A 22,657-nucleotide genomic window follows, 5' to 3' on the forward strand; every position below is an offset into this window, starting at 1 on the left:
ACATGACCCCCGGTCGGCCCCGACTATGACAGAACGCTGATGGCCTGGCTGGCGAACGTCGACGCCCACTGGCACGAGATCGCTCATCACTACAACGAGCGCACCCGGCGCATGTTCCGCTACTATCTCTAGGTGTGCACCGGGGCCTTCCGGGCGCGCCATATGCAACTCTGGCAGGTCGTCTTCTCCCTAGGTCGCCCGGCGCACTTCGACGCCCCGCAATGAGCCTCCAGAAAGACGGAGAACTGGCGCTCCGGCAGGTCATCTTCTGCCACGGATGCCCAACGCATTCAGGCGACCAGCGGTAACCTCTCCCTTTCTTGACTCAGGTCATCCACTCGATGCGTTTGTAGGCGATCTCCTACATCCGAGGGAGGATGCCACCACGATCCTGACGGCGTATCATAATGTGCTTGACCAAGACGCCCAGCGTCGACACCTGCCGTCCCCATGGGGCAGGACAATAACGAAGAACGAACAACCTGTTCGCAGCAGGGAAAAGGACACCCGCATGCCTTCCAACGACGTCATGCCGGGTGGGGAAACGCCGCAGCCGGACTGGATCCTCGAGTTGACCGAGCAATTGCCCGGGGTGATCTTCCAACTGCACCGGGCTCCCGACGGCCGGATGCACTTTCCCTACCTGGCCGGCAGCGGTACGCAACTGACCGGAGTCGACCGGCGTGATCTGGCGCAGAATGCCCTCCCGGCCCTCGAGCGCCTGGCCGAGACGGATTACCCTCGCCTCATGGCCGCCATCGAGCGTTCTGCCCGCTGGCAAAGTCCCATCACCACCAAGTTCCGGCTGAGGATGGCCGATGACCGCCTGAGCTGGATCGCCCTGCGCGCCCAGCCCCGCAAGGTGGATACCGGCGTCCTCTGGTACGGCATGATGATCGACATCAGCGAACAGATGGCCGAGGAGCAGCGTCTGCGCCGGCTGTCCGACACCGACGACCTGACCGGCCTGGCCAATCGCCGCAAGCTGATGCAGCGTCTCGACGAGGAGATCTCGTTGAGCAACCGGCACGCCCTGCCGCTGTCGCTGATGATGCTCGACCTCGACCACTTCAAGTCAATCAACGACACCTGGGGGCACCTTCAGGGAGACCAGGTGCTTCGCGACCTGGCCGGGCTCTGCCGCGAGATGCTACGCGAGGAGGATCTGGTGGCTCGGCTGGGTGGCGAGGAATTCGCCCTGCTGCTGCCTCTCACCCCTGAGCTTCACTGCCGGCAGTTGGCAGAACGCCTTCGCGAGCGGATCGCCGACCATGACTTCGGTATCGGTACGGGATGCATCACGGTCAGTATCGGCGTCGCCGAACATCGCATCGGTGACTCCCGCGAGACCCTGATCCACCGTGCCGACGACAGCCTCTATGCGGCCAAGCATGGTGGGCGCAACCAGGTCATGGCCGGCGTCTAGACCCGGCCGAGATGGTCGAGGAACCAGCGCGCAGCATGGGCCTCGACCTTCTCCAGGGTGCCGGGCTCCTCGAAGAGGTGGGTGGCGCCCGGCACGATCAGCAGCTCGCGCGAACAGGTCATGCGCGCCATGGCCTGTTCGTTCAATTCGATCACCTGGGTATCCCATCCGCCGACCAGCATCAGGGTCGGTGCCTTCACCTGCGGCAGGGCCTCCCCAGCGAGGTCGGGCCGCCCGCCCCGCGAGACCACGGCCCGCACCAGCGACGGCTGATCGGCGGCGGCGATCAGTGCCGCCGCCGCCCCCGTGCTGGCCCCGAACAGGCCGATCCCCCATTCCCGGGTCTCCGGCACTTCGGCCACCCAGGCCACGGCCCCGCTCATGCGCGACCCGATCAGGGGAATGTCGAAGCGCAGCGCCCGGGTGCGCTCATCGATCAGGCTCTCGTCGGGCGTCAGCAGGTCGAACAGCAGGGTCGCCAGCCCCTGCTCGGCCAGGTGGCGCGCCACCCGACGGTTACGCACGCTGAAACGACTGCTGCCGCTGCCGTGTGCGAACACCACGATGCCCGCCGGATTGTCGGGCCGCAGCAGATCGCCTTCGAGTGTGACACCGCAGGTCTCGAGTTCGAGATGACGCTCGGTGATGGACATGGTGCCCTCCTGCCCCGTCTTGAGGTAACGGGGTCACGAAAAAGTGTAGCGATGCCGGCACGCATGCGCGCGGACGAGAGCCGACGAGCACGTTATACTGGAAAAAATCCCAGTAACTCTCCGATGCCAGACGGCAGGACCTGCCCATGATCCAGCAGACTCTCCAGGAGGTCTTCGGCTATGACGACTTCCGCCCCGGCCAGCGGCCGGTCATCGAGGCCATCGTGGCCGGCCGCTCGGCAGCGGCGATCTTCCCCACCGGCTCCGGCAAGTCGCTCTGCTACCAGCTTCCGGCCCTGCACCTCCCGCACCTGACCCTGGTGATCTCGCCGCTGCTGGCCCTGATGCAGGACCAGCTGGCCTTCCTCGGCCGCCACGGCATCCCCGCTGCCAGCCTCGATTCGGGCCAGAGCCGTGAGGAGGCGGCAGCGGTCATGGAAGGGGTCAAGCGCGGCGACATCCGCATCCTGATGGTCTCGGTGGAACGCCTCAAGAACGAGCGGTTCCGCGCCTTCATCCGGCGAGTACCCATCTCCTTGATGGTGGTGGACGAGGCCCACTGCATCTCGGAATGGGGCCACAACTTTCGCCCGGACTACCTCAAGCTGCCGGACTACCGCCGTGACTTTGCCATCCCGCAGGTGCTGCTGCTCACCGCCACGGCCACCCCGCGGGTGATTGACGACATGCGCTCGCGCTTTGACATCGCGCCGGGGGATGTCACTGGCACCGGCTTCTACCGCGCCAATCTCGACCTCCAGGTAACGCCGGTACCCGCCGTCGAGCGCCCCCGCCGTCTGGTCGAGTGGCTACGTCCCCGCTTCGAGCAGGGCCCACCCAAGCCGACCATCGTCTATGTCACCCTTCAGCAGACGGCGGAACGGCTGGCCGCCTACCTGGCGAAGGCGGGCCTGCCGGCCATCGCCTACCACGCCGGTCTCGACGGCGAGCGGCGTGAGGCGATCCAGCGTGACTTCATGGCGGGCCACACGCCCTGCATCGTCGCCACCATCGCCTTCGGCATGGGCATCGACAAGGCCGATATCCGCAACGTGGTGCACTTCGACCTGCCGAAGTCCATCGAGAACTACAGCCAGGAGATCGGCCGTGCCGGCCGCGACGGCCTGCCCTCCAGTTGCCTGATGCTGGCGGGGCGTGACCATATCGAGGTGCTGGAGAACTTCGTCTACGGCGACACCCCCGAGCATCATGGCATTCGTCGGGTGATCGACGATCTCCGCGCCGCCGGCAGCCAGTGGGAGCTGATGCTCAATACGCTGTCGCGGCACAGCAATATCCGCCCCCTGCCGCTCAAGACCCTGCTGGTGCAGCTCGAACTGCGCCGCCTGATCGCGCCCCGCTACAGCTACTTCGCCGACTACCGCTTCCGGCTGGAGGGTGAGCCAGAGGCCCTGGTCGACCGCTTCCAGGGCGAACGGCGTGACTTCGTCCAGGCGATTCTTGATGCTTCCTCCCGCGCGCGGACCTGGTACAGCCTGGACTTCGCCACCCTGGAGGCGCTCGGGGCGGAGCGCGGCCTGGATACCCGTCGCGGCCGGGTGATCACCGCCCTGGACTACTTCGTCGAGAAGGGCTGGATGGTGCTCGAGAGCAAGCAGATGACCGAAGTCTATGAGGTGCTCTCGGCCGAGATCGATCCGGTGTCGCTGACCGACGACCTCTTCGGCTACTTTCGCGACAAGGAGCGGGCAGAGATCGACCGACTGCACGCCATGCTCGCGCTCTTCGAGAGTGACCGCTGCCTGAGCCGCCGGCTCGCGGACTGGTTCGGCGATGCCAGGGCCCCCGAGCACTGCGGGCACTGTTCTGCCTGCCGAGGGCAGGTCGCACGACTCCCGGACGCCGCGCCGACACAACCGCTGTCGTCACGGGAGATCGCGCCTCTTTGCGGCCCCTTCCTCAAGCGGCTGGCGGAAGCCGGCGAAGGCCATCCGCCCACGGCGGACCTGCTGACACGCTTCCTGTGCGGGATCACCACGCCGCTGTTCACCCCCATGAAGGTGCGCAAGCTGGAGGCCTTCGCCGCCCTGGAGGGCTATCCCTATGCCGAGGTTCGCCAGCGCGTCGCCGAGCAGATCGCCGGTTGACCAGGTCAGCCGCGGCGGCGACGTGACAGCGCCAGGGTCAGCCCGTGCACCGGAAGATAGATCAACAGCGGCCAGAGGATCATCAGCCCCGCCAGGTAAAGCAGAGGGTCCATCATCGACTGGGGCTGCCCGAAGGGCCCCTCGACCCAGTTGATGTTGCGCTCGGCCTCGGTGAAGAGATAGCTGGCAGGGATTACCAGCCAGGTAAGCACGCTCTGCCAGACCAGCGCCCGGCGATCATAGCCGATCCGCCAGATCGCGAATCCAGCCACCAGCGGCAGGATCAGATGGTAGAGCGACATTGCCCGTGTCAGCGGGGGGTGTTCGGGATCGAACATGTACTCGGTCCCGCCGATAGGATGCCAGCCGGTCAGCCAGGCGGTGCCCACGTCCACCGCCCAGAAGGTGCCCACCAGGGCCACGGCCAGCCACTGCATGGAGACCAGCCGCCGGCTCTCGCTCCAGAGCCCCGCCAGGAGCAGGAAGTTGGCCAGGTTGCACAGCCAGAAATAGTTCTGGGGGCCCAGCAGCATCCAGTAGGTCGGCGCCCAGACCAACACCCAGAAGCTGAAGACCAGCTTGAGCCACAGCGGCAACCCCTCTGAAGGCAACGAGTTGGCAGTCAGACGGCGCATCACTCCTCCCCGCCAATCCCATAGCGCTTAAGCTTGTTGGCGATGGTGGTATGAGAGACCCCGAGGCGCCTGGCCAGCTGCCGGCTGGACGGATGCCGCGGATAGAGCTCCTCGAGCACCCGGCGCTCCACTTCGCCGAGGATGCCGGAGAGGGATCCCTCGAGATCGATGCCCGCAAGACCTGCCGAAGCCCCAACGTCGGGCAGGCGCAGATGCGCAGGCTCGATGGCCTCGCCCTCGCACAGCGAGACCGCCTGGAAGAGCACGTTCTCGAGCTGGCGAACATTTCCGGGCCAATGGTAGGCGGCAAGCCTCGCCAGGGCCGGCGAAGAGAGGCCCGGGAGGCGGCAGCCGATCTGACGAGCCGCGCGGTCAATGAAGTGCATGGACAGCGCCTCAATGCCATCACGGCACTCGCGCAGTGGAGGTACCTGCAGCGACAGCACGTTGAGACGATGATAGAGGTCGTGGCGAAACAGCCCCTCGGCACAGAGCGCAGGCAGGTCCTGCTGGGTGGCACAGATCACCCGCACGTCGAGCCAGGTCTCCTCGTCGCTGCCCACCCGACGGAAGCCGCCATCCTGAAGAAAGCGCAGCAGCTTGACCTGCAGCCGCGGGCTCATCTCGCCCACCTCGTCAAGGAAGATGGTCCCCCCTGCCGTCAACTCCAGAAGCCCCAGCTTGCCCTCGGGGCGTGCACCCTCGAAGGCGCCAGGGGCATAGCCGAACAACTCGGTCTCGGCCATGGACTCGGGAAGGCCGGCACAGTTGAGGGCCATGAAGGGCGACTGGCCACGCGCACTGGCCAGGTGACAGGCCCGGGCCAGCAACTCCTTGCCGGTGCCGGTCTCGCCCTGGATCAGCAAGGGGGCATCCAGCGGCGCCATCCGCCGCGCCTCGCGGATCAACGCCTGCAGCCTCGGGCTCGCCTGGAAGATCGCCTCGAAGCCGCGGAGCTCCTGGCGCTGCACCTGGTAGATGCGCTCCCCGATGCGATCGGCCCGGTGAAGGGTCACCACGGCCCCGGCCAGCGAGGCCACGTCGTCCTGATGCTCTCGATGCAGGGGCGCGATATCGGCAAGGAAGGTGGTATCGCGCAGCTTGATGCGCAGGCCGTTGACCCGGGCGTTGTTGCGCCGGATCAGCGCCGGCAGGTCCAGTTCAGGAAGATGGCGATCCAGCGACAGCCCCGGCACCTCGTCGATGCGCACGCCGAGCAACTGCCCGGCAGCCCGGTTGGCGGCCACGATATGCCCCTCCATGTCGATGGACATCACCGGGTCGGAGAGCGACGAGAGCAGCGCATCCAGTTCCAGGTGACGACGCTCGCTGGGCATCAGGTTGACCTGGCGAACCCCGAATACGCCTGGCACGGCTTCCAGCTCCGGCCTTAAGGTAGCGAGCTGCGCATGCAGCAGGTTCGGCACATGCAGGTAAATCGCATTGCCGTGCTCGCCCCCCACCTCGCCACGGGCCACGTTGAGGCCATAGTCGGAGAAATGGGCGACGATGTCGCGCAGGATGCCGATCCGGTTCTGGCAGTGAAACCTCAGTCGCATCTGGCTAGGTTCTCTCTTGGTATCTTGAAAGTCGTCACGTCGACGTGACTTGAGTGTCAAGATAACGTGACACCTGTACCGCCTCAATCCGCGCCAGCACGCATCTTGCCTCTTGGACCCTTGCTGGCGGTAAAAATCGTCATGATTTCTTTACAGGCAACCGATCTCGAACTGCCTGGCTTGCGTGGCAAGACTCTCCTGTGGACATCCCGTCACGCCTAGACTCGAGGGGATTCCGCACGGCAGACAACAACCCACAAGCGACGCCACGGAGAAATCATGACGACCAGATTGAGTGAACTGAGCGACTTCGCCAGCAAGACCGGCTACCGCGCTCGACTGCCCGACGACCGGGGCCATATCGCCTACAGCGACACCGAGCATGCCACCTGGCAGGCCCTCATGCAGCGCCAGCTGGGCATGATCGAGGGGCGCGTCTGCCAGCAGTACCTCGACGGCCTGGAGCGCCTGGCCCTGCCCGAGTCACGCATTCCCCAGCTCGGCGAGGTGGACAGGGTCCTGCAGGCCGCCACCGGTTGGCAGACGGCCCAGGTACCCGCCCTGATCCCCTTCGACACCTTCTTCGACCTGCTCGCCAATCGACGCTTTCCGGTGGCCACCTTCATCCGCACTCCGGAAGAAATGGACTACCTGAAGGAGCCGGATATCTTCCACGAGATCTTCGGCCACTGCCCGATGCTCACCGACCCCTCGTTCGCCGAGTTCACCGCCACCTATGGTCGCCTGGGCAAGGCCGCCACGCCGAAGGAGCGGGTCTATCTGGCGCGGCTGTACTGGATGACCGTGGAGTTCGGCCTGGTCGATACACCGGCCGGGCGGCGCATCTACGGCGGCGGCATCATCTCCTCGCCCAGAGAGACCCTGCACTCGCTCTCCGACGTGCCGGTTCATCGGCCCTTCGATCCCGTGGATGCCCTGCGCACCCCCTACCGCATCGACATCCTCCAGCCCCTCTACTATGTGCTTGACGATCTCACCACCCTGCACGACCTTTCCCGGCAGGACATCATGGGCATGGTGCACCGTGCCATGGAGCTGGGCCTGTTCGAGCCGCGGTTCGAACCGGCCCCGAGCAGCGCCAGGGCCAGTGCCTGACCCCCACTGACTACCCACGGCAAGCACAATTGACTGGAGCGCGAGACGCCCCAATCACCACGACGACGATCCATCGAGACGACAAGGAGATACCATGAGCCAGCTTTCCGAACAGCAATGCGAGGCCTGCAGCTGGGACGCCCCCCATGTCACCGAGGCCGAGATCGAGCAGTATAAGGCCGAGATCCCCGAGTGGCAGATCATCGAGCGCGATGGCATCATGAAGCTGGAGCGGGTCTTCAAGTTCCGCAACTTCAAGCAGGCCCTCGACTTCACCAACCGCGTCGGCGAGATCGCCGAGGAAGCCGGGCACCATCCGGCCCTGCTGACCGAATGGGGCAAGGTCACCGTGACCTGGTGGTCGCACGAGATGAAGGGCCTGCACAGGAACGATTTCATTCTTGCCGCCAGAACCGACGAGGTAGCGAAATAAATGTTCGAGAAAATTGAGCGGGTTCCCGGGGACGCCATCCTCGGTCTGATCGAGGCCTTCAAGAAGGACACCAACCCTCAGAAGGTCGATCTCGGCGTCGGCGTCTACAAGGACGCCCAGGGCAACACCCCGGTGATGCGCGCCGTCAAGGAAGCCGAGGCCCTGCTGCTCAAGAACGAGACCACCAAGACCTACATCGGCTCCCATGGTGCGCCGGCATACGGTGAGGTGATACTGCCGATGGTATTGGGCGAAGGATCGCCGGTGCTGGAGGCCAAGCGTGCCAGCGCTACCCAGTCCCCAGGCGGCACCGGCGCCCTGCGCCTGGCAGCCGACTTCATCGCCCACCAGCTGCCCGGCAAGGACATCTGGGTCTCCGACCCGACCTGGCCGAACCACCTGGGCATCTTCCCGGCCGCCGGCCTGACGCTCCACAAGTACCCCTACGTGGACGCCGAGAACCGTCTCGACTTCGACGGCATGCTGGCGGCGCTCAAGCAGATCCCCGAGGGTGACGTGGTGCTGCTGCACGCCTGCTGCCACAATCCCACCGGCTTCGACCTGTCCCGCGACCAGTGGCAACAGGTGCTGGAAGTCGTCCGCGAGCGCAACCTGCTGCCGCTGATCGACTTCGCTTACCAGGGCTTCGGTGAGGGCCTGGACGAGGATGCCTATGGGGTACGCCTGATGGCCGAAAACCTCGACGAGGTCATCATCACCAGTTCCTGTTCCAAGAACTTCGGCATCTACTGCGAGCGCACCGGCTGCTTGATCATGGTGGCGAAGAATCAGGAGCAGATGGAGAACGTGCGCTCGCAGATCGCCATCGTGGCCCGCGAGAACTACTCGAACCCGCCGGCCCACGGCGGCGCCATCGTCAGCGAGATCCTGCACTCCGCGGAGCTCGCCACCATCTGGCGCGAGGAACTCACCGAGATGCGCGACCGCATCAACACCCTGCGTCGTGACTTCGTCGAGGCCCTCAAGCCCTATAACCTGGACGAGAAGTACGCCTGCGTGGCCGAACAGCGCGGCATGTTCTCCTACACCGGCCTGACGCCCGAGCAGGTCGACCGCCTGCGCGACGAGTTCGGCATCTACATGGTACGCTCTGGCCGCGCCAACGTGGCCGGCTTCTCCCACGAGAACCTGCCCTACCTGGCCAAGGCGATCGCCGCGGTCAACTGATCGCCACCTCGCCTGAGACCATCGAGCAAAGGCCCGCCGGGAAACCGACGGGCCTTTTCGTATGCAAGCGGCTTGGCACTGCTTCCCTTGCTCCTTGCTCCTTGCTCGTATCAGGCCGCGTAGCGGGAGACATCCAGCCCACTGGGGTCGATGGCCGGCGCCTTCCCGCTCATCAGGTCGGCCAGCAGCTGGCCACTGCCGCAGCTCATGGTCCAGCCCAGGGTACCGTGGCCGGTGTTGAGCCACAGGTTGTCGACCCGCGTGGCCCCGATGATCGGCGTGGAGTCCGGGGTCATGGGGCGCAGTCCGGTCCAGAACTCGGCGTTGGCCACGTCCCCGCCCTCCGGGAATACGTCACGCACCACCATGCCGATGGTGGCCCGGCGCTTCTCCAGCAGGTCGAGGTTGTAGGAGGCAAGCTCGGCGGTGCCGCCCACCCGGATGCGGTCATCGAAGCGCGAGATTGCCACCTTGAAGCTCTCGTCCATGACCGTGGACTGGGGTGCGCCGCCGTCGTCCGTGACCGGCACGGTCAGACTGTAGCCCTTGACCGGATAGATCGGCAGCCTGAGGCCCAGGTCCTTGACCAGAAACGGCGAATAACTCCCCAGGCAGACTACATAGGCATCGGCGGTCAACTCGCCCGCGCTGGTCACCACGCTCTCCACCTTGCCGGCACTGCGTCTGAGGCGCTGGATGTCGACGTTGAAGCGGAACTCGACACCCAGCCGCTCGCGGCAGTAGTCCGCGAGGCGGTTGGTGAAGAGATGGCAATCGCCGGTCTGGTCGTCAGGCAGGTGCAGGCCGCCGACGAACTTGCCCGGCACCCGGGAAAGGGCGGGTTCCACGCCGGCGATCTCCTCGGCGTTCAGCAGTTGGTGGCGCACCCCGCACTGCTCGAGCACCCTCATGTCCTTCTCCACCGCCTCCACCTGGCTCTCGTGGCGGAACAGCTGCAGCAGGCCGCGCTGGCGGTCTTCGTAGCGGATACCGGTCTCGTCGCGCAGGGCATTGATGCAGGCCCGGCTATGCTCGGCCACGCGGACCATACGCTCCTTGTTGACCATGTAACGGTCGGCATTGCAGTTGCTCAGCATCTGCATCATGAAACGCGCCATGGTCGGATCCATCCTGGGTTGGATCTTGAGCGGGGCGTGCTCCTGGAACATCCACTTGACCGCCTTCTGCGGGATGCCGGGCGCCGCCCAGGGCGAGGAGAAGCCGAAGGAGACCTGGCCCGCGTTGCCATAACTGGTTTCCAGCGCCGGTGATGGCTGACGGTCCACCACCGTGACCTCGTGGCCCTGGCGGGCCAGGTAATAGGCGCTGGTGACGCCGACGACGCCGCTGCCGAGAATCAGTACCTTCATGGAGGCTCCCCTTCTGCCTTGTGGTTGTGGGATCAAAGGCGGGCAGTATAGGGAGATTCTTCCAGTTGATTGGACTGATTTTTCCACTGTTATAATGTATATATTTTATATTTAATATTTTTATTGTTTTTTTATATTGTGATATCGATGCTTTCTAGTTGATTGCACTATCCATCTTTCCCGGCTGCCGGCGCGGGCTGGCGAGGATGCGTCGCAGCACCTCCCAGGCCGCCAATCCTGCCAGCAGATTGCCGAGCGCCGCGCCCATGGCCAGGCCCACCAAGTCGCCCAGCCAGGCCCCGGCCCAGAGACAAGGCAGGTAGAAGACGAACAGCCGGGCGGCCGACATCAGCATGGCACGCAGCGGCCAGCCCAGGGCGTTGCCCGCCGAGACCACGATCATGCAGACGCCCAGTGCCGCATAGCTTGGCAGCAGGAAACGAATCAGCGTCGCCAGGTCATCGCGCACCTCGGGATTCCCGGAAAGCGCGAGCGCCACCCAGGGAGAGGCCAGGGCCATCAGGATTCCCAGCGACAGCTGCCAGGCTACCACCCCCCTGAGCGCCAGGCGCATCAGCCGGTGTATCTGGTCCCAGTCCCCGGCACCGTAACAACGGCCGAGCCAGGGCGGAAGCGACATGGTCATGGCCAGCACCACCATCAGCGAGAGGGTTTCCAGGCGGCTGGCCAGCCCCCAGGCCGCTACCTGAGCCTCGCCGAGGGAGGCCACTACCGAGATGGCGAGCATGGCCGCCAAGGGCGGCATCAGCTGGCTGATCATGGCCGGGCCGGCGATACCGGCGAAGGGCACCAGCGAACGGCGCAATTCCCCGAGCAATCCTTCGGCCGCCAGCCAGTCCATGCCACTCAGCCGGCGGCCCAGCACCAGCAGGCCGGTCGCGAAGGCGATCGACGTGGCCCACGCCGCCCCGGGCAGACCCAATCCCTGCCAGGGACCGATGCCGAAGATCAGCAGCGGGTCGAGGACCAGGTTGACCAGGCTGGTGATCACCATCATCTTGCCGGGCAGCCAGGTGTCCCCGTGGGCCCGGAACAGGCTATAGCCGAAATAGAGCACCGCCCCCAGCCAGGCCGCCAGCAGTTGGGGCGCCCAGTAGGCTCGGATCAACTCGCGGGTGGACTCGTCGGCCCCCAGCAGGGCGAAGACTGGCGCCTGGATGGCCCACAGCAGCACCACCAGCAGGGCAATGGTGACGGTCCCCACCAGCAGCACCAGGCTGCCCAACCGACGTGCCCGGAAGGACTCCCCTCCCCCCAGGGCCCGCGAGATCATCGCCGCGATGGCGATCCCCATGCCGACCTGGATGCCGATGACCAGAAAGGAGAGCGGGAAGGTGAAAGACTGGGCGGCCAGCGGTGCCGTGCCGAGTCGCGCGATGAAGGCACTGTCCACCAGTTGGAAGCCGAGCAGTGCCAGCACACCGATGGCCATGGGCCAGGTCTGGCGCCAGAGGGTGAGGCCAAGTGAGGAACGGGATTCGTCGAGGGAATTCACAGGGGCTCCGTGGTCGTCCGCAGGGCTGGCATTCTACGCCAAGCGGACGTCGGACTCAGCCCACAAACCCCTGGTGCCCCGTCACCAGCCCGCCAAGGACACGCTCCATTTCCAGGGCCGGCATGGGGCGGAAGAAGTAGAACCCCTGGACCAGATCGCAGCGCATCTCCCGGATCAACATTAGCTGTTCGCGGTTCTCGACGCCTTCGGCCACGACCTCGAGCCCCAGGCGATGGCCGATGAAGATCGCCGCCTCCATGATGGCCCGATCTTCGGGCTGGTCCGGCGCATCGCGCACGAAGGTCCGATCGATCTTGAGTGCCGTGACCGGGAAGTGCTTGAGGTAGCTGAGCGACGAGTAGCCGGTACCGAAATCATCGATGGCAATGCGAAAGCCCAGATGATGGAGCCGGCGCAAGCCTTCGAGGATCCTGTCGTCGGCCTCGATCAGCACGTTCTCGGTAAGCTCGAGACCGATATGCCGGGGTCCCAGACCGTGGCGTGCCAGGCAGGCCTCGAAGCGCTCGAAGACATCGGACCGGCTCATCTGCCGACCGGAGAAATTGATATCGATACGCTCGATTGCCAGGCCGGCATCTCGCCAGAGCGCCCGCTGACGACACGCGGTCTCCATGACCCAGTCACCGAGACGATGAATCAGGTCGGAGCGTTCGGCGAGGGGAATGAACTCGGCCGGCGAGATCGGCGGACCTTCCGCGGGCTGCCAGCGAAGGAGCGCTTCGAGGTTCTCGATACAACCGCTGACGGCGGATACCTGCGGCTGGTAGTGCAACGAGAGCCCCCCGCTGTCCAGGGCCTGCTCCAGTCGGTCGACGAGGCGATGCTGATGGAGCAGCTCGTCGTGGAGCTGCTGGTCGAAGAACCAGACGCTGCCGCGGCCGTCCAGCTTGGCCCGGTTCTTGGCCACATCGGCGTTGCGGATCAGCTCGCGTGCCGTATCACCGTTGTCCGGATAGAGGCTGACGCCCAGGCAGGCCGTCACCTGGCGCCGCGACCCATCCATCAGGAAGGGAGCGCGCAGGACCTGCTGGACCTTGTGGACCAGCTGCGGGAGGACATCCTCGCGCTGGAACCCAGGGAAAGCGATCACGAACTCGTCGCTGGAGAGTCGAGACATCATGTCCGAGGCCCTCGTCGCCCGATGCAGCCGCCGGGTCAGCTCGACCAGCAGCCGATCCCCCTGCTCGTAGCCCAGGGCGTCATTGATCTCCACGAAGTGGTCGATGTCCAGATAGACCAGGACCAGCCCGGTGTCCTGTCGGCGACAGTCGGCGATGGCCTCGTCCAGTTGCGCCTCGAAGGTCTGGCGATTGGGCAGGTGAGTCAGCGAATCGAAGCGCGTGGCGAAATCCAGCTCACGATGCGCTCGCTTCTGGTCCGAGAGGTCCACGTCGATACAGAACATCAGGGGGTCATCGGTGTGCTCGCCGAGCATGACATGGTGGGAGAAGACCGGGACCAGCTCCCCGCTCTTGTGCTGGAGCTCGAGCTCATCGGCGGGGATCTCGACCCCTTCCCGCACCCAGGCCCGGTGCGCCTGTATGACGGGCTCGCGCATCGGCGCCGGGATGATCAGCTCTTCCAGCAAACGCCCCTGGGCCTCCTCGGAGGCATAGCCATAGAGCCGGGTGCTGGCCTCGTTCCAGTAGATCACGCGGCGGTCGCGGTCATAGCCCTGGACCGCCACCTTGGGCAGACTCTCCAGCAGGGCCCGGAATCGCTGCTCGCTCTCGAGATACTGGCGGCGCACGACCTCGACATCTTCCCGGACACTATCGTCCCGGACATCGGGCCTTCTCGCTCTGACCTCTTGCCACCGACGCGCCAGCCAGTGCCGGAAGCCGGTATCGCGACCGCTCATTCGCTCCCTCATCTTCGGATGACGATGTCACCCCTCATCATGAAGCCAGATGGCCCCTTGGTGCGACATCGAGACTCCCCATCCTACCCGCATGTGTAGGAAATATCCTACAACGCATCAGGTCGGCCAGGTGTTGCCATCCGCCGATTCAACGAAGGATCCCAACCGACCAGTACGACAAGTCTGGTACATTTTTTGACATTTCGTTGCAAATCTTCTCCTTTTCCTAGGGTTGCCCGGGCTTTCGGGCAACCCACGGGCAATCACGCCCCACACCCAATGGAGAAGATCCCATGAAACTCGATACCCTCAAGTACGGCTTCGATCCCGCCACCATGCCCCTCGACCCGGTAGCCGACTACTGGTCACCGGAGGTCACCGACGCCCTGCAGCGACAGGACTGGGCCAGGACCGAGGTGCGCTCCCGGGTGGATCTCGAGGCCTGGCAGGCGTTCACCGCCGACCTGCCCCGTGACCCCTACGTCAACCGTCGCTGGAAGCGGATGTCCTGGCTGACCCTGGATGAGCGGGGGGAGGCCTACGATATGGGCCATTGCCCCATGGCGCAGGGGGGCGCCTTCAATGATGCCGAGAGCATGGCGGACCGCCTTCGCTACTACGAGCCGCTGACGCCCGAGTTCATGGCTCGCCCGGATGTGAAGGCCTTCGTGCGCGCCTGGGCCCGGCTCTGGGACCTGAAACCGAACGAGCCCATCCTGATGCAGATTACCGGCGTTCGCGGCGAGGGCATGGTCGACCCCCTGCAGGGCCAGGGTATCCACGCCGATGGTTGCAAGGCGCTGAGCATCCTGGTGCTGAATCGCCACAATGTCGCCGGGGGGGATAATCACCTCTATGCCGACAAGGCAGGAACCCGCCCCCTGGTCGAAACGACCCTCGCCCCCGGGGATATCCTGCACCTGCGCGACGACCGTCTCTTCCACAGCGTGGACGGCATCCACCAGGAAGATGCCGATGAGCCCTTCGAGCGCTTCATCATCATCATCAATAGCCGCTTCGTGGATGAGTTCCAGAACCGCATCCTGCGCCGGCACTTCCCCGAGGCGGTGCTCAACGAGACTCGCTGAGCCTCACCTCTAACCCTGTAATGAAACGCCCCCCGGAGCATCTCCGGGGGGCGTCATGCTGCCTGCGTGTGGAATCGCGGGCATGCCTTACTGGCGAATGCCCTCGAAGGTCACATAGAGCTCAAGCTCGTACATCACCTCGGGGAAATCCCCCATGTCGATGCCGTAGTCGGCCAGCACGAGGGTGGTGGAGCCTTCGAAACCGGCGCGATAGCCCCCCCAGGGATCCTCGCCCTCCCCGACTAGAGTGACCGGCATCTCGATCTCGTTGGTCTCGCCGTGCAGGGTCAGTTCACCCGTCATCACGCCTTCATTGTCGCCGGTCGACTCGAAGCCGGTGGACGTGAAGGTGGCGGTGGGGTACTCGCCCGCATCCAGGAAGTCATCGCTCAGGATGTGCTTGTCGCGCTCGGCATGGTTACTGTTGAGGCTTGCAACATCGACCTCCACACTGGCGGAAGACGCGTCCAGGTTCTCGGGATCGTAGCTGAAACTCCCGGAGAAATCCTCGAAGCTGCCGAGGATGTAGGAGTAGCCCAGGTGGCTGATCTTGAACTGCACGAAGGCGTGCTGACCGTCCTCGGTGTCGATGACATAGTCGGCGGCCTGGGCCTGGCTGACGCCCACCAAGGCGGCGGCGCTCAGGGCGGTGGCAATGGCGGTCTTCTTGATCATCGGGTGTCTCTCCTTGCGGGTCGTGTCGGGGGTGAATCGCCTCAGGGACGACGGGAACGGCGCGGGTCGACCATGCGCCACAGGACGTCATTGCGATCGACCCAATGGTGTTTCAGGGCGGCCAGGGTATGCCCCGCCGCCAGCAGGATCAGCGCCAGGGCGCTGTACCAGTGGACCTGGCCGGCCACTGTGGCCTGATTCGGCAGATCGCTGATCATGGCAGGCACCGTGAAGGCGTCGAACACGCTGATCCCCCTGCCATCGGCGGTAGAGATCAGGTAGCCGCTGACCAGCACCACGAGCATCAGTACATAGAGGCCGATGTGGCCGAGATGGGCGGCCAGGCGCTCGAGGCGATGCCCCTTCTCCACCGGCACAGGATTCGTGATGCGCCAGACCACGCGAAAAAAGGTGGCAAACAGCAGCAACATACCGATGGAGCGATGCCACCAGGGCCCCAGGTTATACCAGCTGTCATAGTAGCCGAGCCCGGTCATCCACCAGCCCAGGGCGAAGAGGCCGATGATGGCCATGGCACTGATCCAGTGCAGCAGGATACTGACCAGCCCCCAGCCGCTGCGGGTGTTCTTCCACATGTCCAGATGCCTCGGTCTGCGTCGTGTCGATCACATCATCCTACCGCAGCGCTACATCGGCATCCGCTGAAAAAAGCCGAACGCACCTTTCGGAAAAAGCACATGACGCCCGCCACGGTAGGCATGGCGGACAGCGTGGCATGCTCGGTGGATCGAGACCTGTCAGCTTCGCTCGGCGAGCACCTCGAGCAACAGGCGAGCAGTTGAAGCGCTGGACGCCGGGTTCTGACCGGTCACCAACAGACCATCGCGCACCTGGAAGGGAGCGAAATCATCGCTGCTGCGCTCGTAGCGACCGCCCTGCGACTTGAGCGCATCCTCCAGCAAGTGCGGCACCACCTGGGACAGGCCCACGGCCTCCTCTTCGCTGTTGGCGAAGCCGGTGACCTTGCGCCCCTTGACCAGCGGCTCGCCCTCGGGCGTGCGGGCCTCAAGCAGCACCGTGGGCGCATGGCAGACCGCCGCCACGGGCCGCTCGGCCGCCAGGAAGCCTTCGATCAGGCGGCGGGCATCGGGATCACCGGTAAGGTCCCAGAGCGGCCCATGTCCGCCGGGAAAGAAGACGGCGTCGAAGTCGCTCACCTCGACCTCGGAGAGCTTGTGGGTCTCGGCGAGTTGCGCCCTGGCCTCGGCATCTGCCTCGAAGCGCCGGGTCTCCTCGGTGAGAGCCTCCTCGGCCTGGGAGTTGGGGTCCACCGGCGGCAGGCCGCCCTTGGGCGAGGCCAGGGTGATCTCGGCGCCGGCGTCCTTGAAGACGTAGTAGGGTGCAGCGAACTCCTCGAGCCAGAAACCGGTCTCGTGGCCGGTGTCACCCATGCGGTCATGCGACGTCAGTACCATCAGGATCTTCATCATGGCCCTCCTTGGGCGGCAATGAATGCGTGCCCTGTTGAGATGGCGACGAGAAGCAGGAGTTCAAGATGGAAGACTGTGCGACAGCCGATCGCCTGCCACATGGACAAGCGATCGGGTTGACGATCACACCAGGGCGTCGAGCCCCCGGGCCAGATCGGCGCGGATGTCTTCCATGGCCTCCAGGCCGACCGCCACGCGGATCAGCCCCTCGGTGATCCCCGCGGCATCCTTCTGCTCTTCGGAGAGGCGCCCATGGGTGGTGGTGCCGGGATGGGTGATGGTGGTCTTGACGTCCCCCAGGTTGCCGGTGATGGAGAGCATGCGAGTCGCATCGATCACCGACCAGGCTGCCTCGCGCCCCCCCTTCACCTCGAAGCCCAACACCGCCCCATAGCCCTGCTGCTGGTGGCTGGCGAGTTCGTGCTGAGGATGGGTGGCCAAGCCGCTGTAGTGGACCCGCGCCACCGCGGGATGTCCCTCCAGCCACTCGGCCAGGATCCGGGCGTTCTCGCAGTGCGCCCTCATGCGCAGGTTGAGCGTCTCCAGGCCCTTGGTGAAGATCCAGGCATTGAAGGGGCTCAGGCAGGGGCCACAGGTGCGCACCACCCCGAACACCTCCTCGAGCTCCTTGTCACGCCCCACCACGGCACCGCCGATCGCCCTGCCCTGCCCGTCCAGGTACTTGGTGGCGGAATGGATCACCAGGTCGGCGCCCAGTTCAATCGGCTTCTGCAGCGCCGGGGTCAGGAAGCAGTTGTCGATGGCCAGCCAGGCCTCATGTTTGCGGGCGATCCTCGCCAGCGCCGCGATGTCCACGACCTCGGAGAGCGGGTTGGACGGTGTCTCGGCAAACAGCAGCCGGGTGGCCGGCGTCATGGCTGCCTCCCAGGCCTCGAGGTTCGAAAGCTCCACGTAGCGCGTCGTGATGCCGAGCTTGCCCAGGTACTTGTCGAACAGGCTGACGGTGGAACCGAACAGCGACCGCGAGGCCACGATCTCGTCACCAGACTGGAGCAGGGCCAGCGCCGTGGCCAGGATCGCCGCCATGCCGGAGCTGGTGGCCACACAGCGCTCGCCTCCCTCCATGGCTGCCAGTCGCTGCTCGAAGGTGCGCACCGTGGGGTTGGTGAAACGCGAGTAGATGTTGCCCGGTTCCTCGCCGCTGAACTTGGCCGCCGCCTCGGCGGCGCTGCCGTAGACGAAGCTCGAGGTCGGGAAGATCGGCTCGCCATGCTCCTGCTCATGGGTACGCTGGTGACCGGCGCGGATCGCCAGGGTCTCCAGTGCCCATTCCTGCTCTGGTGTCTGATCCTGCTGCATGACGTGCCCCTCAGTCGTCGATGTCATCTTCCTGGTTGTGCATCCCCACCAGGGCATGGTCGCCGGCGCTGCGCTGCTGCTTGGCGTCGTCGCTGCGCGAGGCCTCGAGGTCTGACAGATAGCGCTCGTCGATATCGCCGGTGACGTACTTGCCGTCGAACACCGAACAGTCGAAGGCCTCGAGTTCCGGGTTCACCTCGCGACAGGCGGCCTTCAGGTCGTCGAGATCCTGATAGAAGATCCGGTCGGCGCCGATCAGCTCGCCCACCTCGGCCTCGCTGCGGCCATGGGCGATCAGCTCGCTGGCCGCCGGCATGTCGATGCCATAAACGTTGGGATAGCGCACCGGCGGCGCGGCGGAGGCGAAATAGACCTTGCGCGCACCGGCTTCCCGGGCCATCTGGATGATCTGCTTGCAGGTGGTGCCGCGTACGATGGAGTCATCCACCAGCAGCACGTTCTTGTCCTTGAACTCGACGCCGATGGCGTTGAGCTTCTGGCGCACCGACTTCTTGCGCTGGGTCTGGCCCGGCATGATGAAGGTCCGACCGATGTAGCGGTTCTTCATGAAGCCTTCGCGATAGGTCACGCCCAGGTGCTGGGCAAGCTCCAGGGCGGAGGTGCGCGAGGTGTCGGGAATGGGGATCACCACGTCGATGTCGTGCTCCGGCCACTCGCTCTGGATGCGGTCGCCGAGCTTGCGGCCCATCTGCATACGGGTGCCGTAGACGTAGGCACCGTCGAGGATGGAGTCGGGGCGTGCCAGGTAGACGTGCTCGAAGATGCAGGAGGCGAGTCGCGGATGATCGGCGCACTGCTGGGTATGGATGGCACCGGTCATGTCGACGAAGATCGCCTCGCCGGGCGCCAGGTCACGGTGCAGGTCGAAGCCGCCCACGTCGAGGGCCACCGACTCGGACGCGATCATCACCTCCTCCCCCTCGCCCTCGTCACGGGTGCCGAAGACCACCGGACGGATGCCGTGGGGGTCGCGGAAGGCGACCAGACCCACGCCGTTGATGATCGCCACCGCGGCATAACCGCCCCGGCAGCGACGATGCACGCGGCGCACCGCGTCGAAGATGTCGCCCGGCTCCAGGTGCAGGCCTTGCTTGCCCAACTCGTGGGCAAAGACATTGAGCAGCACCTCCGAGTCGGAGCTGGTGTTGATATGGCGCAGGTCAGAGGAGAACAGCTCCTGCTTGAGCTGATCGGAATTGGTCAGGTTGCCGTTGTGGGCCAGGGTGATGCCATAGGGCGAGTTCACGTAGAACGGCTGCGATTCCGCCTCGCTGGAGGACCCTGCCGTGGGATAGCGCACATGGCCGATGCCCATGTTCCCCTTCAGGCGGGCCATGTGACGGGTGTGGAAGACGTCCCGCACCAGGCCGTTGCTCTTGCGCAACAGGAACCGGCCCTCATGCCAGGTCATCATGCCGGCGGCATCCTGTCCGCGATGCTGGAGCACCGTCAGGGCGTCATAGATGCCCTGGTTAACCGCCTGCTTGGCCATCAGGCCCACGATACCGCACATTCCACCTTACCTCGCTTGCCTGGAGCTTGCTTAAAGAGTCGGGACGGGACCGTGAACAGTCGCCCGCCCCGGGATTCACATGTCAGGGGGTCGTCGCCCTCCGGCGCCTTCCGGGGCCGGGTCGGAGTCGGTTACCGGCGTCTGCTCCGAACGCGGCAGGGAGAACTCGCGCAGCGACGCCGGCGCTTCCGGCAGGCGCCCTTCCCAGCCCTCGAGCTGGCTCACCGTCCAGTCGCGCAGCTGCTCGAAGGTCGGCCGCAACTCGGCCTCCTGCCAGGCCTGCATCTGCACCAGCGGCGTCAGGGTGAGCAGGATGGTCGCCAGCACCAGGATCGCCGCCCCCTTGGCCATGCCGAAGGCAGCACCGGTCACTCGGTTGAGCAGTCCCATCCCGACCCACTCCACGGCGGCATGGACCATGCGGATGACAATGCCGCAGAGCAGGATCACCGCGAAGATCACCAGCACGAAGGCCAGCACCAGTCGCCCGTCCGGGTTGTCGATCACCCCCGAGAGCAGGTCAGCCACCGGCTCGGCCAGCAGCCGCGCAGCCATCAGGGCAATGATCCAGGCGGCCAGCCCCAGCGCCTCGCGGATCAGCCCACGCAGGAACCCGGTCAGCCCCGTCACCACCAGCACCGCAACGAAGAGCCAGTCGATCCAGGTCAGCGCCATGCTCAGTTGCCCGCCCGCACCAGCAGGCCCTGGAGGTTGGCCTCGGCCTTTAGCTCTGCCATCACCTCCTCCGCCTCGCGGGAGGTGGCGTAGGGACCGACAAAGACGGTGGTCAGGCCGTTGTCCCGGACGCGACGGTAGACGGGCAGGCCCTGTGCGGCCAGGTTCGATTCGAGACGCTCGGCATTGGCCGACTCCCCGAAGCTGCCTACCTGGACGGCCCATTCGCCCTCGGGGGCCGCTTCGGCCGGCTCAGCCTGCTCGCGGGCCGCCTGCTCGGCCTCGCCCGACATGCGCTCGTCAGCGGCACGGGCAAGCTCGGCAATGGGATCCTCGCTGGGCGCGCCCCGTGTCTCGGACGCCCCATCGGCACCGGTCTCGGCGGACTCGTCGCCCGAGGCCTCGGCAGAAGACGATTCAGCCACGGCCTCCACCGCCTGTTCGGCCTCCGGTTCGACCCGCTCATCCGGGGCCTCCTGTCGAGACGACGACACCCCGCTGGGGGACTGGATCTGCCCGAGGCTCGCCGGCGGCTCCGGGTCGGGCACGTCACGACGCTCGACCTCGACCGGCTGCTCGATGGTCATCACCGGTTGGGGACGCTCGCTGCGCGGCGCAGGATCGTCGAACAGCATGGGGACGAAGATCACCGCCAGGGCGATCAGGATCACTGCTCCGCTGAGACGTTCTCGCATTCCGTATTTCATCTCGCTCCCTCGATGGCCGTGTCTTGCCCTGAAGTCTGATCCGATGACTTCCCAGCCGCCAGCCGCCATTCCAGCACCTCGGCCACGGTGAAAAAGGAGCCGCAGACCAGCACTCGATCCTCGGGCACGAGCCGGGCCGCCAGCCAGCCGGCCGCATCAACCGGCGAGGCGCCGCGGTGCCATACCTCCCCGCCGTGGAGTGCCAGGCGCTCGGCCAGGTCGTCCGCCGTGCGGGCACGCTCCCCCGCGAGACTCGCCGGTACCCAGGCATCCACCACCGGCGACAGGGCGGTGATCACGCCATCGGCATCCTTGTCGGCGAGCATCCCCAGCAGGCCGAAGGTGCGCCCTTTGCAAGGGCGCGCCGCCAGGCGCCTGGCCAGGTAGCCGGCGGCATGGGGGTTGTGGCCGACATCCAGGCACCACTGCCCCAGCCACTGCATGCGTCCCGGCAGCTGGACACCGGCAAGCGCCCGGCGACAGGCGTCTTCCTCCAGGTCGACATCGGCCAGGATCAGGGCCTGCAGGGCCGTGGCGGCATTATCCAGGGGCAGGCCCGGGTCGGGCAGATCGGGCAGCGTCAGCGCCTGGCCTTGGAAGGTCCAGCCCACGCCCTCCCCCTCGCGATGGAAGGCCTCACCCAGGGCATGGACGTCGGCGCCGAGTTCCGTGGCCGTCTGGCGCACGCTGTCCGGCAGCGTCATGCTGCCCAGGACCGCGGGCCGACCGGCACGCAGGATGCCGGCCTTCTCGCGGCCGATGCCTTGCAGGTCGGTGCCGAGAAAGGCGGCGTGGTCCTGGGCCACGGTGGTGATCACCGACACATCCGGATCGATGACATTGACGGCGTCCAGCCGACCACCGAGGCCCACTTCGAGGATCGCCAGGTCCGCTTTTCCTCTGGCGATGGCCCATAGCGCCCCCAGGGTGCCCACCTCGAAGTAGGTCAGGCTGACCGGTTCGCCTTCCAGCCGCGCCAGCTCCACTGCCTCGAAGCCGGCGATCAGCGTCGCGTCGTCGGCCTCCTGGCCGTCGAGACGCAGGCGTTCGTTGTAGCGCAGCAGGTGGGGCGAGGTGTAGGCCGCCGTGGAGAGGCCATGGGCCAGGGCCAGTGCCTCGAGCATGGCCACGGTCGATCCCTTGCCGTTGGTACCGGCAACGGTGATGACCCGGTCGGAAAGCCGGGCATCCAGAAGCCCCATGCGGCGAGCGACCTCGGCCACGCGCTCGAGGCCAAGGTCGATACCGACCGGGTGGGCCGCCTCCAGCCGGGCCAGCCAGGCCGGAAGCGTATCGGGAAGGGCGTGGTCGCTCATGCCGA

The 22,657-nt window shown here is 65.7% G+C and carries 20 protein-coding genes and 1 pseudogene; 7 read left to right on the plus strand and 14 right to left on the minus strand.

Features of this window, described 5'->3' with window-relative positions:
- Positions 1 to 27 precede the first annotated feature (27 nt).
- Together QLQ86_RS13415 and QLQ86_RS13420 are read left to right on the plus strand one after the other, a co-directional pair.
- A pseudogene (locus QLQ86_RS13415) lies at positions 28 to 132 on the plus strand (class I SAM-dependent methyltransferase); the annotation flags it as partial.
- 379 nt (positions 133 to 511) lie between these two features.
- Positions 512 to 1,426, plus strand: coding sequence for a GGDEF domain-containing protein (locus QLQ86_RS13420; RefSeq protein ID WP_282817275.1), 915 nt, complete (start codon positions 512 to 514; stop codon positions 1,424 to 1,426).
- On the opposite strand, the gene QLQ86_RS13425 is transcribed toward QLQ86_RS13420, so the two are convergent.
- Complete coding sequence (locus QLQ86_RS13425) at positions 1,423 to 2,079, minus strand: dienelactone hydrolase family protein (protein ID WP_282736600.1); 657 nt, start codon at positions 2,077 to 2,079, stop codon at positions 1,423 to 1,425. The genes QLQ86_RS13420 and QLQ86_RS13425 overlap by 4 nt on opposite strands.
- Positions 2,080 to 2,225: 146 nt before the next feature.
- Between QLQ86_RS13425 and QLQ86_RS13430 the strand changes: the two genes are divergently transcribed.
- Positions 2,226 to 4,187 (plus strand): RecQ family ATP-dependent DNA helicase, encoded by a 1,962-nt coding sequence (locus QLQ86_RS13430; RefSeq protein WP_282817276.1) that lies wholly within the window; start codon positions 2,226 to 2,228, stop codon positions 4,185 to 4,187.
- A gap of 5 nt (positions 4,188 to 4,192) precedes the next feature.
- Here the strand turns inward: QLQ86_RS13430 and QLQ86_RS13435 are convergent, their stop codons facing one another.
- Both QLQ86_RS13435 and QLQ86_RS13440 read right to left on the minus strand, forming a co-directional pair.
- Positions 4,193 to 4,822, minus strand: coding sequence for a hypothetical protein (locus tag QLQ86_RS13435; protein WP_282736598.1), 630 nt, complete (start codon positions 4,820 to 4,822; stop codon positions 4,193 to 4,195).
- Positions 4,822 to 6,381, minus strand: coding sequence for a sigma-54-dependent transcriptional regulator (locus QLQ86_RS13440; RefSeq protein ID WP_282736597.1), 1,560 nt, complete (start codon positions 6,379 to 6,381; stop codon positions 4,822 to 4,824). The genes QLQ86_RS13435 and QLQ86_RS13440 overlap by 1 nt, the downstream gene beginning before the upstream one ends.
- 279 nt (positions 6,382 to 6,660) lie before the next feature.
- On the opposite strand from QLQ86_RS13440, the gene phhA reads away from it, so the two are divergent.
- The 3 genes from phhA to QLQ86_RS13455 all read left to right on the plus strand — a co-directional run bounded on the left by phhA (position 6,661) and on the right by QLQ86_RS13455 (position 9,118).
- Positions 6,661 to 7,497, plus strand: a complete 837-nt coding sequence (gene phhA / locus QLQ86_RS13445) for a phenylalanine 4-monooxygenase (RefSeq protein ID WP_282817277.1) — start codon at positions 6,661 to 6,663, stop codon at positions 7,495 to 7,497.
- A gap of 94 nt (positions 7,498 to 7,591) precedes the next feature.
- Positions 7,592 to 7,930 carry a 4a-hydroxytetrahydrobiopterin dehydratase gene (locus QLQ86_RS13450; RefSeq protein WP_278031052.1) on the plus strand — a complete coding sequence of 113 codons (339 nt, stop codon included), beginning with the start codon at positions 7,592 to 7,594 and terminating at the stop codon, positions 7,928 to 7,930.
- Positions 7,931 to 9,118: an amino acid aminotransferase gene (locus QLQ86_RS13455; RefSeq protein ID WP_282817278.1), complete on the plus strand. Its 1,188-nt coding sequence runs from the start codon at positions 7,931 to 7,933 to the stop codon at positions 9,116 to 9,118.
- 110 nt (positions 9,119 to 9,228) lie between these two features.
- Here the strand turns inward: QLQ86_RS13455 and QLQ86_RS13460 are convergent, their stop codons facing one another.
- The 3 genes from QLQ86_RS13460 to QLQ86_RS13470 all read right to left on the minus strand — a co-directional run bounded on the left by QLQ86_RS13460 (position 9,229) and on the right by QLQ86_RS13470 (position 13,886).
- Positions 9,229 to 10,488, minus strand: coding sequence for a D-amino acid dehydrogenase (locus QLQ86_RS13460; RefSeq protein ID WP_282817279.1), 1,260 nt, complete (start codon positions 10,486 to 10,488; stop codon positions 9,229 to 9,231).
- Between the two features lie 154 nt (positions 10,489 to 10,642).
- Positions 10,643 to 11,941 carry an MATE family efflux transporter gene (locus tag QLQ86_RS13465; protein WP_282817409.1) on the minus strand — a complete coding sequence of 433 codons (1,299 nt, stop codon included), beginning with the start codon at positions 11,939 to 11,941 and terminating at the stop codon, positions 10,643 to 10,645.
- A 118-nt stretch (positions 11,942 to 12,059) separates the two neighbouring features.
- Entirely contained in the window at positions 12,060 to 13,886 is a 1,827-nt protein-coding gene (locus tag QLQ86_RS13470; RefSeq protein WP_282817280.1) for a putative bifunctional diguanylate cyclase/phosphodiesterase, read from the minus strand.
- Between the two features lie 293 nt (positions 13,887 to 14,179).
- On the opposite strand from QLQ86_RS13470, the gene QLQ86_RS13475 reads away from it, so the two are divergent.
- Positions 14,180 to 14,974: a 2OG-Fe dioxygenase family protein gene (locus QLQ86_RS13475; RefSeq protein ID WP_282817281.1), complete on the plus strand. Its 795-nt coding sequence runs from the start codon at positions 14,180 to 14,182 to the stop codon at positions 14,972 to 14,974.
- An 87-nt stretch (positions 14,975 to 15,061) separates the two neighbouring features.
- Here QLQ86_RS13475 and QLQ86_RS13480 read toward each other — a convergent pair whose 3' ends face one another.
- The 8 genes from QLQ86_RS13480 to folC all read right to left on the minus strand — a co-directional run bounded on the left by QLQ86_RS13480 (position 15,062) and on the right by folC (position 22,652).
- Positions 15,062 to 15,649, minus strand: a complete 588-nt coding sequence (locus tag QLQ86_RS13480) for a YceI family protein (RefSeq protein WP_282817282.1) — start codon at positions 15,647 to 15,649, stop codon at positions 15,062 to 15,064.
- Positions 15,650 to 15,690: 41 nt separating this feature from the next.
- The gene (locus QLQ86_RS13485) at positions 15,691 to 16,245 is read right to left on the minus strand and encodes a cytochrome b (protein ID WP_282817283.1); all 555 of its coding nucleotides are present in this window, start codon (positions 16,243 to 16,245) and stop codon (positions 15,691 to 15,693) included.
- 162 nt (positions 16,246 to 16,407) lie between these two features.
- Positions 16,408 to 17,097 carry a type 1 glutamine amidotransferase domain-containing protein gene (locus QLQ86_RS13490; protein ID WP_282736588.1) on the minus strand — a complete coding sequence of 230 codons (690 nt, stop codon included), beginning with the start codon at positions 17,095 to 17,097 and terminating at the stop codon, positions 16,408 to 16,410.
- Positions 17,098 to 17,223: 126 nt separating this feature from the next.
- Complete coding sequence (locus QLQ86_RS13495) at positions 17,224 to 18,420, minus strand: O-succinylhomoserine sulfhydrylase (RefSeq protein ID WP_282817284.1); 1,197 nt, start codon at positions 18,418 to 18,420, stop codon at positions 17,224 to 17,226.
- 10 nt (positions 18,421 to 18,430) lie between these two features.
- Positions 18,431 to 19,954, minus strand: coding sequence for an amidophosphoribosyltransferase (gene purF / locus QLQ86_RS13500; RefSeq protein WP_282817285.1), 1,524 nt, complete (start codon positions 19,952 to 19,954; stop codon positions 18,431 to 18,433).
- 75 nt (positions 19,955 to 20,029) lie between these two features.
- Positions 20,030 to 20,629 carry a CvpA family protein gene (locus tag QLQ86_RS13505; RefSeq protein ID WP_282817286.1) on the minus strand — a complete coding sequence of 200 codons (600 nt, stop codon included), beginning with the start codon at positions 20,627 to 20,629 and terminating at the stop codon, positions 20,030 to 20,032.
- Positions 20,630 to 20,631: 2 nt separating this feature from the next.
- On the minus strand, positions 20,632 to 21,336 hold the full coding sequence (locus tag QLQ86_RS13510) for an SPOR domain-containing protein (protein ID WP_407650095.1): 705 nt from the start codon (positions 21,334 to 21,336) through the stop codon (positions 20,632 to 20,634).
- The gene (folC, locus tag QLQ86_RS13515; RefSeq protein ID WP_282817288.1) at positions 21,333 to 22,652 is read right to left on the minus strand and encodes a bifunctional tetrahydrofolate synthase/dihydrofolate synthase; all 1,320 of its coding nucleotides are present in this window, start codon (positions 22,650 to 22,652) and stop codon (positions 21,333 to 21,335) included. The genes QLQ86_RS13510 and folC overlap by 4 nt, the downstream gene beginning before the upstream one ends.
- Positions 22,653 to 22,657: the final 5 nt, after the last annotated feature.

The organism is Halomonas rhizosphaerae (assembly GCF_030012485.1).
GTDB lineage: Bacteria > Pseudomonadota > Gammaproteobacteria > Pseudomonadales > Halomonadaceae > Halomonas > Halomonas rhizosphaerae.

Coding starts and splice junctions, on each gene's coding strand:
- QLQ86_RS13420 (WP_282817275.1), top strand. CDS start 512: ATGCCTTCCAACGACGTCATGCCGGGTGGGGAAACGCCGCAGCCGGAC.
- QLQ86_RS13425 (WP_282736600.1), bottom strand. CDS start 2,079: ATGTCCATCACCGAGCGTCATCTCGAACTCGAGACCTGCGGTGTCACA.
- QLQ86_RS13430 (WP_282817276.1), top strand. CDS start 2,226: ATGATCCAGCAGACTCTCCAGGAGGTCTTCGGCTATGACGACTTCCGC.
- QLQ86_RS13435 (WP_282736598.1), bottom strand. CDS start 4,822: ATGCGCCGTCTGACTGCCAACTCGTTGCCTTCAGAGGGGTTGCCGCTG.
- QLQ86_RS13440 (WP_282736597.1), bottom strand. CDS start 6,381: ATGCGACTGAGGTTTCACTGCCAGAACCGGATCGGCATCCTGCGCGAC.
- phhA (WP_282817277.1), top strand. CDS start 6,661: ATGACGACCAGATTGAGTGAACTGAGCGACTTCGCCAGCAAGACCGGC.
- QLQ86_RS13450 (WP_278031052.1), top strand. CDS start 7,592: ATGAGCCAGCTTTCCGAACAGCAATGCGAGGCCTGCAGCTGGGACGCC.
- QLQ86_RS13455 (WP_282817278.1), top strand. CDS start 7,931: ATGTTCGAGAAAATTGAGCGGGTTCCCGGGGACGCCATCCTCGGTCTG.
- QLQ86_RS13460 (WP_282817279.1), bottom strand. CDS start 10,488: ATGAAGGTACTGATTCTCGGCAGCGGCGTCGTCGGCGTCACCAGCGCC.
- QLQ86_RS13465 (WP_282817409.1), bottom strand. CDS start 11,941: ATGGCCATCGGTGTGCTGGCACTGCTCGGCTTCCAACTGGTGGACAGT.
- QLQ86_RS13470 (WP_282817280.1), bottom strand. CDS start 13,886: ATGAGCGGTCGCGATACCGGCTTCCGGCACTGGCTGGCGCGTCGGTGG.
- QLQ86_RS13475 (WP_282817281.1), top strand. CDS start 14,180: ATGAAACTCGATACCCTCAAGTACGGCTTCGATCCCGCCACCATGCCC.
- QLQ86_RS13480 (WP_282817282.1), bottom strand. CDS start 15,649: ATGATCAAGAAGACCGCCATTGCCACCGCCCTGAGCGCCGCCGCCTTG.
- QLQ86_RS13485 (WP_282817283.1), bottom strand. CDS start 16,245: ATGTGGAAGAACACCCGCAGCGGCTGGGGGCTGGTCAGTATCCTGCTG.
- QLQ86_RS13490 (WP_282736588.1), bottom strand. CDS start 17,097: ATGAAGATCCTGATGGTACTGACGTCGCATGACCGCATGGGTGACACC.
- QLQ86_RS13495 (WP_282817284.1), bottom strand. CDS start 18,420: ATGCAGCAGGATCAGACACCAGAGCAGGAATGGGCACTGGAGACCCTG.
- purF (WP_282817285.1), bottom strand. CDS start 19,954: ATGTGCGGTATCGTGGGCCTGATGGCCAAGCAGGCGGTTAACCAGGGC.
- QLQ86_RS13505 (WP_282817286.1), bottom strand. CDS start 20,629: ATGGCGCTGACCTGGATCGACTGGCTCTTCGTTGCGGTGCTGGTGGTG.
- QLQ86_RS13510 (WP_407650095.1), bottom strand. CDS start 21,336: ATGAAATACGGAATGCGAGAACGTCTCAGCGGAGCAGTGATCCTGATC.
- folC (WP_282817288.1), bottom strand. CDS start 22,652: ATGAGCGACCACGCCCTTCCCGATACGCTTCCGGCCTGGCTGGCCCGG.